This is a genomic window from Dyadobacter soli, assembly GCF_900101885.1.
In the GTDB taxonomy this organism is placed as follows: Bacteria; Bacteroidota; Bacteroidia; order Cytophagales; family Spirosomataceae; genus Dyadobacter; species Dyadobacter soli.
Genome location: NZ_FNAN01000025.1, coordinates 42,249 through 57,334, shown reverse-complemented (window position 1 = coordinate 57,334; position 15,086 = coordinate 42,249). Strand labels below are relative to the sequence as shown.

The 15,086-nt window shown below is 51.1% G+C and carries 16 protein-coding genes; 5 read left to right on the top strand and 11 right to left on the bottom strand.

Annotation, left to right across the window (positions count from 1 at the left end; all coding sequences use genetic code 11):
* Positions 1–85 precede the first annotated feature (85 nt).
* The gene (locus tag BLQ88_RS31750; RefSeq protein ID WP_143016977.1) at positions 86–616 is read left to right on the top strand and encodes a hypothetical protein; all 531 of its coding nucleotides are present in this window, start codon (positions 86–88) and stop codon (positions 614–616) included.
* A gap of 155 nt (positions 617–771) precedes the next feature.
* Here BLQ88_RS31750 and BLQ88_RS31745 read toward each other — a convergent pair whose 3' ends face one another.
* From BLQ88_RS31745 to BLQ88_RS31735, 3 genes are read right to left on the bottom strand one after another with little or no spacing between them, the layout of a single operon-like run.
* Positions 772–1,506 (bottom strand): tRNA threonylcarbamoyladenosine dehydratase, encoded by a 735-nt coding sequence (locus tag BLQ88_RS31745; protein ID WP_310590161.1) that lies wholly within the window; start codon positions 1,504–1,506, stop codon positions 772–774.
* Positions 1,503–2,156: a TatD family hydrolase gene (locus BLQ88_RS31740; protein WP_090157048.1), complete on the bottom strand. Its 654-nt coding sequence runs from the start codon at positions 2,154–2,156 to the stop codon at positions 1,503–1,505. The genes BLQ88_RS31745 and BLQ88_RS31740 overlap by 4 nt, the downstream gene beginning before the upstream one ends.
* Entirely contained in the window at positions 2,153–2,557 is a 405-nt protein-coding gene (locus BLQ88_RS31735; protein ID WP_090157047.1) for a hypothetical protein, read from the bottom strand. Before BLQ88_RS31735 ends, BLQ88_RS31740 begins: the two co-directional genes overlap by 4 nt.
* 163 nt (positions 2,558–2,720) lie before the next feature.
* Between BLQ88_RS31735 and BLQ88_RS31730 the strand changes: the two genes are divergently transcribed.
* Positions 2,721–3,626, top strand: coding sequence for an aldo/keto reductase (locus tag BLQ88_RS31730; protein ID WP_090157046.1), 906 nt, complete (start codon positions 2,721–2,723; stop codon positions 3,624–3,626).
* A 17-nt stretch (positions 3,627–3,643) separates the two neighbouring features.
* On the opposite strand, the gene mug is transcribed toward BLQ88_RS31730, so the two are convergent.
* The 4 genes from mug to BLQ88_RS31710 form a co-directional block, all read right to left on the bottom strand.
* Positions 3,644–4,180, bottom strand: a complete 537-nt coding sequence (gene mug / locus BLQ88_RS31725; protein ID WP_218132976.1) for a G/U mismatch-specific DNA glycosylase — start codon at positions 4,178–4,180, stop codon at positions 3,644–3,646.
* A gap of 32 nt (positions 4,181–4,212) precedes the next feature.
* Entirely contained in the window at positions 4,213–5,961 is a 1,749-nt protein-coding gene (ilvB, locus tag BLQ88_RS31720; protein WP_090157045.1) for a biosynthetic-type acetolactate synthase large subunit, read from the bottom strand.
* Positions 5,962–5,996: 35 nt separating this feature from the next.
* Positions 5,997–7,622 carry an MFS transporter gene (locus BLQ88_RS31715; RefSeq protein WP_090157044.1) on the bottom strand — a complete coding sequence of 542 codons (1,626 nt, stop codon included), beginning with the start codon at positions 7,620–7,622 and terminating at the stop codon, positions 5,997–5,999.
* Between the two features lie 157 nt (positions 7,623–7,779).
* Positions 7,780–8,652 carry a helix-turn-helix domain-containing protein gene (locus BLQ88_RS31710; protein ID WP_090157043.1) on the bottom strand — a complete coding sequence of 291 codons (873 nt, stop codon included), beginning with the start codon at positions 8,650–8,652 and terminating at the stop codon, positions 7,780–7,782.
* Between the two features lie 140 nt (positions 8,653–8,792).
* On the opposite strand from BLQ88_RS31710, the gene BLQ88_RS31705 reads away from it, so the two are divergent.
* The 3 genes from BLQ88_RS31705 (at position 8,793) to BLQ88_RS31695 (ending at position 11,494) form a co-directional block, all read left to right on the top strand.
* Positions 8,793–9,494, top strand: a complete 702-nt coding sequence (locus tag BLQ88_RS31705; protein WP_090157042.1) for a uracil-DNA glycosylase family protein — start codon at positions 8,793–8,795, stop codon at positions 9,492–9,494.
* 80 nt (positions 9,495–9,574) lie between these two features.
* Positions 9,575–10,849: a hypothetical protein gene (locus BLQ88_RS31700; protein WP_218132975.1), complete on the top strand. Its 1,275-nt coding sequence runs from the start codon at positions 9,575–9,577 to the stop codon at positions 10,847–10,849.
* A gap of 111 nt (positions 10,850–10,960) precedes the next feature.
* Complete coding sequence (locus BLQ88_RS31695; protein WP_090157040.1) at positions 10,961–11,494, top strand: glycosyl-4,4'-diaponeurosporenoate acyltransferase CrtO family protein; 534 nt, start codon at positions 10,961–10,963, stop codon at positions 11,492–11,494.
* A gap of 89 nt (positions 11,495–11,583) precedes the next feature.
* Here BLQ88_RS31695 and BLQ88_RS31690 read toward each other — a convergent pair whose 3' ends face one another.
* From BLQ88_RS31690 to BLQ88_RS31675, 4 genes are all read right to left on the bottom strand, one after another.
* The gene (locus BLQ88_RS31690; RefSeq protein ID WP_090157039.1) at positions 11,584–12,495 is read right to left on the bottom strand and encodes a transporter family protein; all 912 of its coding nucleotides are present in this window, start codon (positions 12,493–12,495) and stop codon (positions 11,584–11,586) included.
* 12 nt (positions 12,496–12,507) lie between these two features.
* The gene (locus tag BLQ88_RS31685; RefSeq protein WP_090157038.1) at positions 12,508–13,647 is read right to left on the bottom strand and encodes a cytochrome-c peroxidase; all 1,140 of its coding nucleotides are present in this window, start codon (positions 13,645–13,647) and stop codon (positions 12,508–12,510) included.
* 6 nt (positions 13,648–13,653) lie between these two features.
* On the bottom strand, positions 13,654–14,478 hold the full coding sequence (locus tag BLQ88_RS31680; RefSeq protein ID WP_090157037.1) for an MbnP family protein: 825 nt from the start codon (positions 14,476–14,478) through the stop codon (positions 13,654–13,656).
* Positions 14,479–14,559: 81 nt separating this feature from the next.
* A complete protein-coding gene (locus BLQ88_RS31675) occupies positions 14,560–14,955 on the bottom strand; it encodes a hypothetical protein (RefSeq protein ID WP_143016975.1) in 396 nt (131 codons plus the stop codon).
* Positions 14,956–15,086: the final 131 nt, after the last annotated feature.

Genomic DNA, 15,086 nt, shown 5'->3' with positions numbered 1-15,086 from the left:
GGGGCCTTTACAGCCATTTGCTCATCCGTTGGTGCTGTTTGCACATCGGATTCGTGGAGCCATTACCTGCTGAATAAATTCGGCAATGCATTCAAGCCAACCGCATCGCATTGCCTGCAATACGCTCAATTTTACCGGTTCCGTTCAGCACTCCCTCACCGGGGAGATGTTTGGGACGTGCATCAGCTGCGCCGAAAGTACCAAACGTTCACAGATCCGCGCCGCCGACTGGCTGTTTGACTGGCATTCGGAGCTATGCCGTAAGGACAGACGAGTGCTCAAAATTGAGCTGTTGAATGAACCTTCGACCGTGCAGGGACTGCTTAGCGTAACCGATAAAGGCGACCATATTTATATGCATTTAATTGAGAATGTGAGCTGGAATAAAGGAAAAAATAAGTTATATTGTGGTGTGGCTGGGAATCTGTTTGCAACTGCCTGCAAGCTTTCTTTTGACCTGAAATATGATGGCGTTGTGTCCTTTGTTCCCAAGACACAACTTATTGAGCATTACCAGAAAAGTTTCGGCGCCAAGCTTTTTGGACCGAACAGGATGTTCATCGATACCCGGGAAGCGATGATGCTGACAAAAAACTATTTAAGACAAACAATTTAAGCAATCTGACCCATGATAGATTTCAAAAAAATAGACGAGAAAGATCTTGTACTTGTCGATAGAAGGCTGACTGACAAGGAAGAAAAGGAATTCAGCGCCTTTCTCAAATCTCGAAAACTATCCTCCAAGAAAGACGCTGCCGTAAAAACCGCACATTAATAATTCGCGCCAATCAAATCCCGCAACACCACGGAAGCGCAGGTGGCGCCGAACGTTGCCGGCAAATAGGGCATCGTCCCGTAGGCCGATTTTTTGTAATTACTGCCGTCGGTGAGGATGAGCGATTCGCGGATTTGTTCCTCGGTTGAAAACACGGCTTTGATGCCCTTGTAAATGCCTGCCTTTTTGAGGTTTTTCCGCACCTGCTGCGCGAAAGGGCAGTTATACGTTTTTGAAATATCGACTATTTTCAGTTGCGTCGGGTCCATTTTCCCGCCCGCACCCATCGAACTCACGATGCGCAGGTTGCGCTTGTGCGCCTGCGTGAGGAACGTCAGCTTGGGCGTGACGCTGTCGATCGCGTCGATAATGTAATCGTAGTGCGCCATGTCCAGGATATGCCCCACGGCGTCGGGCGTTACGAAGCTCTTCACCACGTGCAATGTCAGTTCCGGGTTGATGGCTTTGAGCCGCTCGGCCATGATATCGGCTTTGCTTTGGCCGTGGTTCGTTGCCAATGCGGGCAGTTGGCGGTTGCGGTTGGTCGGGTCCACCACATCGCCGTCGACGATGGTCATCGTCCCTACCCCGCCACGACATACAAATTCAGCCGCAAACGAGCCTACTCCGCCTAAACCGATCACCAGCACATGCGCTTGGCTGAGCTTCACCAGGTTATCTCTTCCAACCAGCAGTTCCGTCCTGGAAAGCCAGGAAAAATCCTCCATCATCGTTTAAATACTTTACCAAAATTCGATTCGAGCTGCAAAACAATCTCTTTTTCGGGAATATTCCGCAGTTGTGCGGCGGTTTTGTAGATTTCGCGGATGTCGGTAGGGCTGTCGTCGGTTTCGAGGAACAATTGCTCCAACGGAACAGCCCTGAATGTTTCCAAAATAGCCGCATTAGGATGCAGTAAAGTCTTCCCGAACGACAGGAAATAGCCTGCCTCTATCACCGGCCTGACCAAAGTAATGCGGTTATTGACCCCATGAAAAATGACGGGAACGCTGGTTCGCTTCAAAAACTCCAGACATTCCTGAAATGCCTTCACGCAATGGATCACCAGCGGTTTTCGCAGCTCTTCCGCCAGCGCGATCTGCCATTCGAATGCACGGCATTGCATGTTCCAATCGGTTGCCGTAAGCTTGTCGAGCCCGCATTCGCCGATGGCCAGCACTTCCGGGCGGGAGGCGTACCGGCGCAGTTTGTCAAAATCATCGGGAAGCGTTTCGGCCTGGATGTACCGCGGGTGCAGGCCTGCGCTTACATGTGCGCTACCTGTGGCTTCATCGAACCCGTCGAGCCGGTTTTCGATGACGAGCACAGCCGGATCGCTAATCGGGTAATGGGTATGAACATCCAGATACATGCCGTTCATTCAAACGGATTCACCGCATACATCAGATTCCGCGCCGATATTTCATGGGCATCGATATGCGTCCTGCCCTGGTAATTACGCACCCTCAGGTTGTCTTTTCCCTGATAAACAAATGAAAGCGCCGCGACCGGCTGGCCGATATTGAACATTTTAGAGCCTTTTTCCGTGTAAGCGCCGGTCAGTTCCTTCAACAGGTCCGCGTCGGGAAATTCCAGGCATTTCAAAGTAAAACCTTCAATATCGCCGTCCCAGTTGAGATACAGCAAATGGCGCTGTTCCGGTGCTATTTCGAAGTAAAAATTGAAGCGTCGCTGACCGTCGAATGCGGACGAAAGTTGTAGTTCCTTCGATTCCGGGAAGTAGGTTCTGATCTCGTCGCGCAAATAATCGAGTGAATGCATGATGGTACGTGGGTGGTGTCTTTCAATTCGTGTATAAACAAATATATCCAGCCAGCGGCACAATTTCAAGGATCAGCCAATTCGACGAACATTACAGCGTTTTGGTCTAGACTTCCTCACCGATTGGTCTGAACTTTATCACCGAACTATCAGACGACGAAAAATGAAAACAATACACGATTCCATTCCGATGCCCTTGCTCGGATTCGGGACTTTGATCGCCGATCCGGCATTGACCATCACTGCCACTATGAATGCACTGCAAGCCGGGTTCCGGCATTTCGATGCCGCCGAGCGGTATAAGAATGAAAGGGAAGTCGGTGAAGCATTGAAAGCAGGACTCATTAAGTACGGCATTTCCCGGGAAGAACTATTCGTAACCACGAAGCTCTGGAACACCAACCACCGGCCGGATCGCGTGGCGGCCGCATTCCAGGCGAGTTTGGACAGGCTGCAACTGGACTACCTGGATCTCTACCTGATCCATACCCCGTTTGCATTTCAACCCGGCGAAGACCAGGACCCGCGCGACGAGAACGGAAACGTGATTTACGACAAGAGCGTAACCCTGCTCGACACGTGGCAGGCAATGGAGCAACTGGTCGATGCCGGTAAATGCCGGGCTATCGGGTTATCCGATGTCAGTTTAAATGAACTGAAATCGATCTACGAAGCCGCCCGGATCAAGCCAGCGGCGGTTCAGGTGGAAGCACATCCGTACCTGCCGGAAGAAGAGCTTCTAGCATATTGCAAAGAGAAGAACATCGTGTTCCTCGCTTTTGCGCCGTTGGGCCACGGTATCAAACCCGGGCCGCTGGAAGACCCGGTGGTTTTGGAAATAGCTGAAAGAGTTGGAAAAACACCCGCGCAGGTGCTCCTCGCCTGGGCAGCTCAACGTGGCACGGCCCTGCTCACCACGCCTAAAACCGTGGAAAGGGCGAGAGAAAACTTTGATATTTCCCTACTCCCCGATGATGCATTCGAGGCAATTACCCGCATTCAGACCCGGCAGAGATTCAACAATGTTGTCAATACCGGTGTACCGGGCTTCATCGCCCGGCGCAGTTAACGACAAAAACTTGGCCGCTACGGCGTAATCGCTTTCAAAAACTCCGCATAAGCATTTACCAGGGCCTGCAATGAAAAGCCGCGGTTGAGCCCGCTGGGGTTAGGGAGTACCCAAATGTTTGCCCCCGCAATTTTTCCGTCCTGCATACCCCAGTTTACAACCTTTTGCCGTGAGAAGCCCTGGTATGCCGCCTTCCCGAGGAAAGCGATATACCGGGGTTTAAAGGCATGCATTTTTTGTTCAAATGCCCTGAAACTATCACGAAACTCGCTGAGCGACAACTCATCTGCCCGCACTGTCGGGCGCTCGACGGCGGTGGTGAGGCCGTACCCGAATGCCAATATGCTCCGATCATCTTTCGCAGCAATTTCATAAGGTGTAAAACCTGCCAGATAAAGCACCCGCCAGAACCGGTTGCTCCTGCCCGAAAAGTGGTGACCGTCGATGGCAGACTTCAATCCGGGATTGATCCCGCAAAATACGACGGTCAGGTTTTCCGCAAGGATGTCCGTCAACATCGCGGGCGCTTCATTTACTTCCTGGTTGGGTTTCATATTGATGTTTAAACAAAAATAGCCAATCCCATTCAGCGCAGCCTGATTTCGCTGATACTTGCCCCCTGTGGAATCATCGGAAATACATTGTTTTCCTTGATAACCATTATTTCCAGCAGGAATGCGCCATTATGCGACAGCATTTCCGCCAACGCCGCTTGCAGATCCTCCCGCTGCGCCACGCGCCTGCCGCCGATCTGATACGAAGCGGCAAGGGCCACGAAATCCGGGCTTTCTATATCGACAAAAGAATAGCGCGAATCGCTGAACAGCTCCTGCCATTGCCTCACCATTCCAAGAAAGTGGTTATTGAGGATGATAATTTTAAGGTTAAGCCGGGTTTGCATTATCGTGCCCAACTCCTGCAAAGTCATCTGAAACCCGCCATCACCCGCAACGACTACGACTTCCCGGTGCGGCGCGCCAAATTTGGCCCCGATAGCCGCCGGCAAAGCAAAACCCATTGTCCCCAGGCCTCCGCTGGTGACGCTGCTGCGCGTGTTGTTCAGCTTCATATACCGGCAGGTTACCATCTGGTTCTGCCCCACATCCGTCACCACGATCGCTTCACCGCCGGTGAGCAAATTCAGTTGATGGATCACTTCGCCCATGGTAATGCCGCCTGTCGAAGGACTGAGCTCCGGGGAGATCACCTGTTCCAGTTCCTCCCCGTAAAGCGCCCGGAACATTGCTGCCCATTTCTGATGGTTCCGTTTTGCAACAAGGTTCGTTAACATAGGGATCGTTTCTTTACAATTACCGCAAACCGCAACTTCCGTCTTCACATTCTTACCTATCTCGGCACGGTCGATGTCGAGGTGGATGACCTTCGCCTGCCGGGCATACTTGTCCAACCGGCCTGTTACCCGGTCGTCGAAACGCATTCCGATGGCGATCAGCACGTCGCATTCGTTCGTCAGCACGTTTGGCGCGTAGTTTCCGTGCATACCGAGCATCCCGACATTCAGCGGATGATCCGTGGGGATGGCACCGGCGCCGAGGAGCGTCCATGCTGCGGGAATACCGGTTTTTTCCACAAAAGCCCTGAATTCTTCTTCGGCATTACCCAAAATCACCCCCTGCCCCCAGAGAATCATAGGCCTGGATGCATTGTTAATCAATGCGGCGGCGGCTTCGAGCGCCTCCGGCTTCACAACTGGCCTCGGCTTGTAGCTTCTAATGTCCGTCACCTGCTTATACCCTGCATATTTAAACTTTTGAAGCTGGGCATTTTTAGTAATGTCGATCAACACCGGTCCCGGCCGGCCTGTGCGGGCAATGTAAAATGCCTTGGCTAGTATCACCGGAATTTCGGACGCATCGGTAATGAGGTAGTTCCATTTGGAGATCGACGCCGAAATGTTAACTACATCCGTTTCCTGAAATGCATCCGTCCCCAGCAAATGCGCGTACACCTGGCCCGTAATGCAAACCAGCGGCGTGCTGTCCATCAGCGCGTCGGCCACGCCGGTAAGGATGTTGGTGGCGCCCGGCCCGCTCGTAGCGAAAACCACCCCTACCCGCCCGGATACGCGTGCATAGCCTTGCGCAGCATGTGCCGCCGCCTGCTCGTGCCTGACCAAAATGTGCGTCAGTTGCTCCCTGTAATCATAAAGCGTGTCATAAATCGGGAGAATAGCGCCGCCGGGAATCCCGAAAATAGTATCCGTCCCCTCGGCGATCAACGCTTCCAGGACGGCTTGTGAACCTGTAATTTCGGTGGGTAATGCAGGCTGCGGAATGCTGGCCGCTGGCGCTTCCGGCTGTTCGATGTTTGTCATGATGGTTAAAAAATAATGGTTAATGACGTTTTGTGCTATACGTTACCTGCCTCGATGAACGGGGCCCGGTGAGGTATGCTATCCGCTTTTCGTTTCCAATGCCGGATTGCCCGACTAATCGGCGGCACAGCGATGATGAGCAGCATTATCACCAGCGATACCACGGCAAAGAGCATGAACAACGCGCGGTTCGTCAGGAGCTGGCTTTGCTGGGTGAGGTTTTGCCATATAGCCGCGTCGGCCAGCCTCTCTGCCTGCTGATTCGTGAATCCTTTGGTTAAGAAAACCGACCGGTACTGATCCAGGCGGGCGGCGACATTCAGGTTTTCGGGCGTGAGGCGAGCGAGAAATCTTTCTTTGAAATGCTGGTTGAAATACAATTGCAGGTTGTAAAAACCGGCGATGGAATGCAATGTTGCTGTAAAACGCGTGTATGCGGCAACAGCCAGACCACTCGCACCGGTATCCTTCGGTGCCGATGAGAGCACGAATATCATAATGGGAACAAACAAGAGCCCCGACGCCGCTCCCTGCATCATGACAGGAAGGAGCAAATCGGCATAGCTGAGGTCGGGTGTGATCAGGAAACACATCCAAAAATTGAATGCGCCCAGCAGCGCGAAACCGGTGATCAGAAGCGTACGGATGGTAACTTTCTTCGCCAGCAACATGCGGGTGCTGATTATGAGCAGCCCCACCATTCCAGCCATATTACAGGCCCCCAGCTGGATAACCTGAAACGTACTCCATTTCAGTAACCCAGCGGTGTAGCTGAAAATCAGGTTTACGCTGTCCTTACTACCGTAGTAAATCGCCAGCAGGCAAACACCGGCCACAAAATTCGGCGATCGGAATATCCTGAGGTGGATTGCCGGTCGTTTCGCAATGTGCTGGCGGTACAGGAAGAGAACAATGCCGATGGTGGCCACCGCGGCGCCGTAACGAATCCGTGGGTCGGTGAACCAGTCATATTTGGAACCGTAAATGGTAGTGTAAGCGAGTGCAAGCGCGGCGCAGGCGAACAGGAGCATTCCAATCCAGTCTATCTGGTACAGCGGGTAGGGCCGGTGGCCGGAAACACGTCTCAGCATTGATAACATGACCAGGAGCATCAGCACCTGGAACAGGATCAGGTAATAGTAAGTCGATTGCCAATCGGCCGATTCCACTACCACGCCCGCCACGAGGCCAATGAGGACGGTATTGCTCAGCATTGTCCCGTAAAATACCGCCGGGGCGACGGTTTGGACACGGTCCGACGGCAGCCTCGAAATAATCAGGTGCAGCGTAAATACAATGATACCGCCCGATACGATCCCTTGCAGGAACCTGATCGCCAGAAACTGGTCCACGTCCCGGCATTGCAGGCAAATACAGTTCAACGCAATGGCGAGCATCATGTTCACCAGCAGGTAACTCCGCGTTTGGAAATACCTGAAAAAGCGGAACTGAACCGGTATGACGGTGATAATGCCCGCGTACGTCGACATGATCGCAAACGAAACATCCTCCGGCTGGGCTCCGAGATAAGAAACCATGTACGCCTGCGTAAGCACAAACATCCCCAGCTGCACCAGGGCCGAGAGCAGCATCATAAACAGCCCGATGCGCATCGCCCACGGCCATTTGCCCACCCAGCTTTTAAAATATACCGGCTTCATGGCGACGGGCTATTTTTGTTTTGAAGACTGACAACTTTGCCATTGTTCCCACTTTTTAAAGTTTTGTTATGGCAAAATTCCCTCCGAAAAGGGGTCATATTGTAGCCCGAAACACCTCAATGTTCGTCGAAATGGCGTAAGTGTACCCGGAGCCGGTTCAGCTGAATTTCTTCCGGTATTCTATCGGCGACAATCCTGCATTCGCCCGGAAGAATTTTCCGAAAACAGATTGGTCCGAAAAATTGAGCATTTCGGCAACCTGCGCTACTGTAAGCGTTTCGTTTTGAAGCAACACCTTCGCTTCCAGTGTTACAGCATCGTCGATCCATTTACCGGCCGGCTTCCCCGTTTGCTTCTTGATCGCCGCAGATAGCGACTTGGGTGTAAGATGCAGATTTTCAGCATAGAAATCGAGCTTGCGCTCTTGCAGGTAGTTACTTCTGAGCAGTTGCCTGAACTTCAAAAATAACGGATGCTCCCGCTGCGGCATCGAATTAAGGATATGGTTCTGCCGGTAGCCGCCGTCGATTTCGTAGATCAGCGCAAAGATGTAGTTGCGCACGAGTTCGGCCTTATGCACGTTACCCGTCTCGTGCGTGAGATGGATCAGCTCATAGATCGAGTTAATTTTGGTAAAACCGGCATCAGCAAGCGGCAGGACATGGTGATCGTCGTTACCAAAGAAATCGAATTTGGAAAGAAAAAACGGGTCGGGGTAGCGCTCCATCAGGAAGGTGTCCCTGAAAAATATTACATCCATTTTCAGCAAGTCACTGCTTTTGGTAAAAAAGCGAATGTCCGACGGCGCCAGCGTAATAATGGACGGTGCCGCCGCCTCCCACGACGACAACCCAACGTTGATCCTGACCCCACCTTCCTTGATATACGCAAGCGCATAACTTTCCGCACGGTAGGGCTCCTCCTGATAAGGCGTATCACCGGAACGGACGAACAGGTATTCCCTTCCATTGTCAGGTACTGAAAATAGTTTGCTGTGGCGTGAAAGAGAGAAGGTTCTGATGCTTTTCATCCGGATTGAATAGTAGTAAGTTCTATGGGTTTAATCAACTTTTTATCGACAACTATTTACCGCAATGAAACAATTCAAACTTCTTATTTTTTACAATAATAACATTCAACTTTGCCTGCCAGCAACGAATTCGAAAATTTATGACATTTGGAGAGCATGTTATCCGTTTCCATGAACAGTTGATTTACTCCGGTTCGGCCCTGCCGAATGGCATCGGCGTTATCAATCCATTTATTGAGTCCACGACGGCTATGGACAACCTCAGGGTTTTCGCCCAAAGGTATCTCGGCGATCAAAAACAACGCCGCATCATTCTGGGCATCAATCCCAGCCGGCTAGGCGCCGGGGTAACAGGCATTCCCTTCACGGATACCAAACGCTTGGTCAGCGAATGCAAAATCCCCTACAACGGAAAGCAGACGCATGAGATTTCGTCCGTATTTATGTATGAAATGATCAATGCTTTTGGCGGCGTAAGCGATTTTTACAGCCAATTTTATATCAACTCACCATTCCCGTTGGCCATCACAAAAATCAATTCGGAAGGAAAAGAAATCAATTATAATTACTACGATAGCGCAGCGCTGACGAAAGCAGTTTACCCATTCATAGTCAAAAGTATGCGGCAACTTATTGATCTCGGAATAGCTACGGACACCTGCTTTTGCCTTGGCACCGGGCAGAACGCCAAATTTTTAAAGCAGCTCAACGACGATCATGGTTTTTTCGGCAAGATCATACCTTTGGAACACCCACGATTTATCATGCAATACAAAAGCGCTTCAAAAAGCCTTTACATCGAAAAGTATATTCAGGCATTAAATGGCGCCTGGCAGAAATAAAAAATAGCGTCCATACAACCTTTGAATCGAGGAGGCGCCTCTTTCCTGAAATGTAAGAATCGAGAATGATAAAATGGTACTTGCTGCTGGTGGGTTTGGTAAATGCAACTAATGCATTTTGCCAGGATACTACGCAAATTACTTTTACCGAAGAATATGATTCACTCCCGCCTGTGAGGTTTATTGATCGGTATGAAAATATCTTCATGAACAAAATACCGACCAGGAATATTTTCAAATTTGGCATTTCACAGTATCAACAGTCAACACCGTTCGCATTATACAACGACAAGGGATTTAAAAATTCGGCCGCCCAAATCAGTTATGAACACAAGCTGGCACCGCAATTCTCAATAGGTGTTTTTGGTCAGGTACCGTTGGTCGGTAATGCAATTCCGCTCAGTTGGATTTTTGAAAACATCGCGGTGGGAGGCCAGCTACGGTGGTATTACGATATGAAGGGAAGAATTGAATCCGGCAGAAGCGCAAATAACTTCACAGGTAACTATGCGGCGATCGAATACACCACCATACTGCCGAGCAGCATTAGACAAGCTTTGGCGCTCAGGACCGGATTTCAAAGGCGCTTCCTCAACAACGGATTTCTGGACCTGTCAATAGGTCTGCGAAAAAACGATCCTTTTGAACAAAAAAACTTGTTTAATAACTGGAACCTATTCACAGAAATTAACCTGGGATTGGCAGTTGGTGACTGGAAAAGAACTGCCAAACCGCTACTTTGCGACCTCATACGCTGCGACCAGCAAGTAAATCAGCATTTTAAAATACAAATCCCGGATCTCAAATTTGGGAAAATGCAGAAGGCATTGGGTACAAGCGTTGCTTACGAGATCCTTCTCGGGGAGATGCCGATATCATTCAATTTTCAATATGATTTGAATCTTCAAAGCGCTTTTAATTATCTCCATGGGCGTATCAAGACTGATTGGTTTGGTGGATGGTATGCATATGAAACAAAGTCCAGGGAGCAGGCCCATATTTTCAGTATCCAACCGAGGTTTTATTTGAATCAAAAGAGAAAATTGAGGCTTGGAAAAGTCGGAAGCGACTTATCCGGCATTTACGCAGGTATCAATTCAGAGTACGCTGTTTATCGCGGAATTCATACGAGACCGAGCAGGTGGGATGATGTTATTAAAATTCAACTGCAAGAATTCACTTTCAAACTCAACTCCGAAAACTTTCGCGCGGGGCCGCTTATGGGCATTCAGCAACGCCTGTTCAAAAACGGATATGTCGATTTGAACACTTCCTGCAACTATGAGAAACAACCGGAAAGTTGGAAATTGAGATTCCGCGCTAATCTGACAGTAGGCTTGGCATTCAGCACATAACGCACTTGATAATTCATTTAAACCAAACAACGTATCAGGCTGTTCTTTAAGCTCATGTTCCCGATTTGATACTTTGTCCAATATTCCGTCATCCCATTACTTTATCACGAAATGCTCAATCAACTGATTAATGTATTGTGGACGATTGTCTCGTTCAGCGTTGTTGGATGTTATTGGGGAATGTATTTTGCTGAAAAGCGAACGGGATTTATGCTGTATGTTATCGTTTTCGTCAGTGTGATCGCATTCCATGTTCCCGCAAAATTGATTTCGGCCCTGAACCTAAGTTCGAATACGCGTGCTTACGAACGGGTGGGGATTCGCGCGATGCGCTGGCTTGTTCAGGACGGTATGTTGGTGAGCCGGGTCAATAGATATATGGGCAAGAGCCATAGGACCGTTCGGAATCGGCAGGACGCCGGTAGCTATTTAGTCAAAATCGCGATGCAGGAAAGATTTCATTACAGCTGTTTTGTCTTTTTTACGCTGAGCTCGTTTAGCGCTTTGTCAACGGGCAAAATGGGAATGGCCTTGCTAATGACCGTTTCTAATATCATTTACAACCTGTATCCCATCTTGTTGCAACAATACAATCGCCTGAGAATTAAAAGAGTACTAAGTCGATTGGAGAACGGCAGGCATTGACAAACCAACAGTCTGTCGCTATTTGGCAAAAAGCTGTGCGGGTCAGGCTGCGGCGGTACCGCCGCAGCCTGCATTGCAATTGCCGATTCTCAGAAAAGCACCGCGAATTGTACCAGCAAACGCTCCTTCGCTTGAACGTGCCCAGATGCGCTCTTCTGGGTGACGGGTTTCTGACCCGTAATGCCTACCGTCCATTTGTCGGCAAACAGCGTGAGCCCGGCGGTCGCATTGAGCAGCCTGCCCCCTGTTATATCGAGTATTTCACCTTTTTGGACGCCATGGCTCGCATGCTCACCATAGATGCCAACGACCGGTGTGAGGGTCAGCTTTCCCAGCTCGATGGACCGGTAAAGGTCCAGGGTACCGTAAAACTGGTTCCCGAAACGATAATCTTCCGAATTAGTCGTATTGAACTTGCGGGATAGATTTGCCGCCAGGCCCCATTTGTCTTTACTGATTGTGTAAAAAGCATTCAGTATCCAATCGGTGCTGCCGGTGCCCAGTTGAAAGTTGGCATTGGCGACTTGCAGCGCATTGTTCTCGTCAAACCGGAACTTACCCGTCGGAAGCTTCACACCCCCGCCTATCAGCAGCGTGTGGTTGAAAGTCCGGGCGTTTTCACTGTCCATAAAAGTATTGAACAGGTTGTAGTTAGCCAGTACGGTGATGTCGCCCAGGCCGCTCTGCTTCTTTACATCGGCCGAGGTGATCTGCTTATCGGCCCGGAAAGGGACAAACGCCATCACCTGCACGCGTTTGACCGGAAAGAAACGCGTGTAAAGTTCGCCTATATTAAAATGTTCCTCCGTACGGAGCACCGGGCTCTCGCCGTGCGTGACGGAACGCATTCGCTGGTACCGCACACCTACGAGCGACTTGTGCGATTGCGGTTGCAGCCCGAAGTAGGCGCCACTGTTCGCGCAGCCGCAGATGTCGCACGCAACCGCTTGCGGGCGGGGTGCCAGCAGCAGCAATATGATACAAAAAACCAGGTTTCTCATTGTAAGTTTTGTTTAAAAATTCGTCCCGACGCCAGGGTCGGAAAACTGCTTTTCCCGGATAAACTGCTCATCGCTGAGCGTGCGCAGAAAGGCTATAATGGATTGCTTCTCGCTGGCAGTCAGGCTAATGCCCGGCTTCTCTCCGGGCCGGACCAACAGGCTGTCCAGGGTGGCAGACGGATGAATGCTATCCGAATAATGGTCGAGCACCTCTTGCAGGCTGTGGTAGCGGCCATCGTGCATGTAGGGCGCCGTAAGGCCTACATTACGCAGGCTCGGAACCTTAAACTTGTAGCGATCGGCCGGATTTGCCGTAATCCCGAACCGGCCCTGGTCGTCGGCCCCGGAAGGGACGAGCCCATTGTTGCGAAAACTGTAATCGGTAAACAACTCGCCGGCGTGGCAACTGCCGCATTTCGACCGGAACACCGCCATTCCCTGCTGTTCCACCGCCGTCAGCGCCGACGGGTCGCCCTGCCGGAAATAGTCGTACCGCGACTCCGCCGACACCATGGTGAGCATGAACTGCGAAAGTGCTTTCATCATGCGCTCGCTGGTAATCTGCTCATCGCCGAATGCTTTTTTGAACATCTGCGGGTAGTTAACCGGCATTTTGGCAGTTGGTAGCGGCGTATTTTGCAGCTTCGTGATGACGTTTTGCACGGTCTCGTCCATCTCCACCGGATTTTCGATCGGGTTAAACGGCACCAGGTCCAGGTCGTGCACGCCGCCGTCCCAGAAGAACGACGGGTTCCAGGCCAGGTTCTGGATTGAGGGCGAGTTGCGGCTGCCGAGCAGGTCGTCGACGCCGTGGCTCAGCTCATGCCCATGGTGCGTGAAGGCAGCTTCCTGCTGATGGCAGGTACCACAGCCGATCTGGTTGGTACGCGACAGAATACCGTCGTAAAACAGGAAACGCCCGAGCTCAACGCCCTCCCGGGTGAGCGGGTTACGGCTGACATCGTATAGCGGATCGGGAAAATGCGCGGGTTTCTTCCATTGAACCGGGGTCGGCGTACCGCTGCCCGGTTCCACACCCGGGTCGTCGCTTGTCTTGCAGGCGATGTTTACCACCGCGAACAGACCGGCCAGAATGGCGCATGCGAAAGGTAACTGGCCGGTTGCCCGGCCAGGTTTGAAGGTGAATAGCATGGTCCGTCAATGGATATGGTCGAGCGAAAACATCTGCGTGTAGTTGTCGGCAATCTGCCCGGCAACTTCCGGCTGCTGGCTCATCACACTTTTATATTGCCCGATCGACAGATTGGTACCCGGCCCTTTGAACACTTTTTGGACGTCTGCAAACAAATGCACTTCCGGTGTTTTGGACGTCGTCACATCCGCTTTCAGTTCGCCGAAGCCCAGTTTGACCACCCGCGTGTTGTTGACCGTGCGGGTGCTATACCCGCCAAACAGGCCGATGTGGTAGTAAAACTTGCCGTTCACGGGATTTCCCTTCGAGGAGGTACCTTCCATTTTGAGGAAAATATAGCCCGAATTCCATGCCCAGTACATGCCGTCCTCCATCATCGAGCCGCCGGGGTCCAGTACGCCGGTCCGCTTTTCGATCGGCATGGTGTTACGCAAGCTATCGACGCCGAGCATAAATTCCAGGCCGGTGTAGGTACCGACCGGGATGTTTTTGAGCCTTACAAACTGGGATTCCTTTTTATTCTCCATGATCAGAAAATAGCTCGAATCCTGCGGCACAGTATGCGACGTTCCGTCCGCGCGCAGCAGTTTGATATTGGAAACAAAGTAATTGAACTTGGTGATGACGAAGTCCTCGCCTGCCCCGTTCGTGCTCGCGCCGCCGCCGAGCACGAGGTTTTTGTCACCCGCAATGTTGTCGAATTCAATGGTAAGCGCACCCTTATCGCCAGTGGAAGGTACAGGCCCTTGTGCTTCGCTTTCGCAGGAAGCAAGCATGAGCATCCCCACCACGGCAGCCAGCATCGCTGGCAAAGCCCTGGAAAGTTTCATGATAATCAATGGATTAGCAGCCTTGACGGTAACAATTACCGAAGGCCGGATTTCTGTTATGACAATGTATGGTGTACAATGTCAGCAGATGGGCGGGCGGAATATGTCCGGGACAAGGTTTTGTCCATTGAGGGGATCGGAGAAATTGAACACCACAGCTTCCGGTATCGCCACATGCGTGGTCGGTTGCAGCCCTGTGATGTTTTCGTGAGCAGGCGCCTGAGCGGAAAGTATTTTGCTCATCAGGTCATTCTCCGCCTGCCGCTGCTCCTCTTTGGCAGCCTGGGCGATCCGTTTGGCCAGGTAACATTTCCCGTCGCAATGCAGCTGGGGACGCGACCGGTTTTGGCAATGTGTCGCGATGATGTAATCCTTCCGGAGCTCGAAATCCAGGTAAATCACTGGTACCACAAAAACCTTCGCCAGCATCACTGCCAGCAGTAAAAGTCCCGATATGTGGTTTACAAGCGATTTCAAAATGACTGGTGCAGGTTGGCGAGGAGCAATTGCAGGTGGCACCAAAAGTAATACGCGAATGCGATGCCGCCTAATTTTTTGACAAAAATGCTCTAACCTTCCTGGTGCCGTAATTCTCATAACGGTAATCT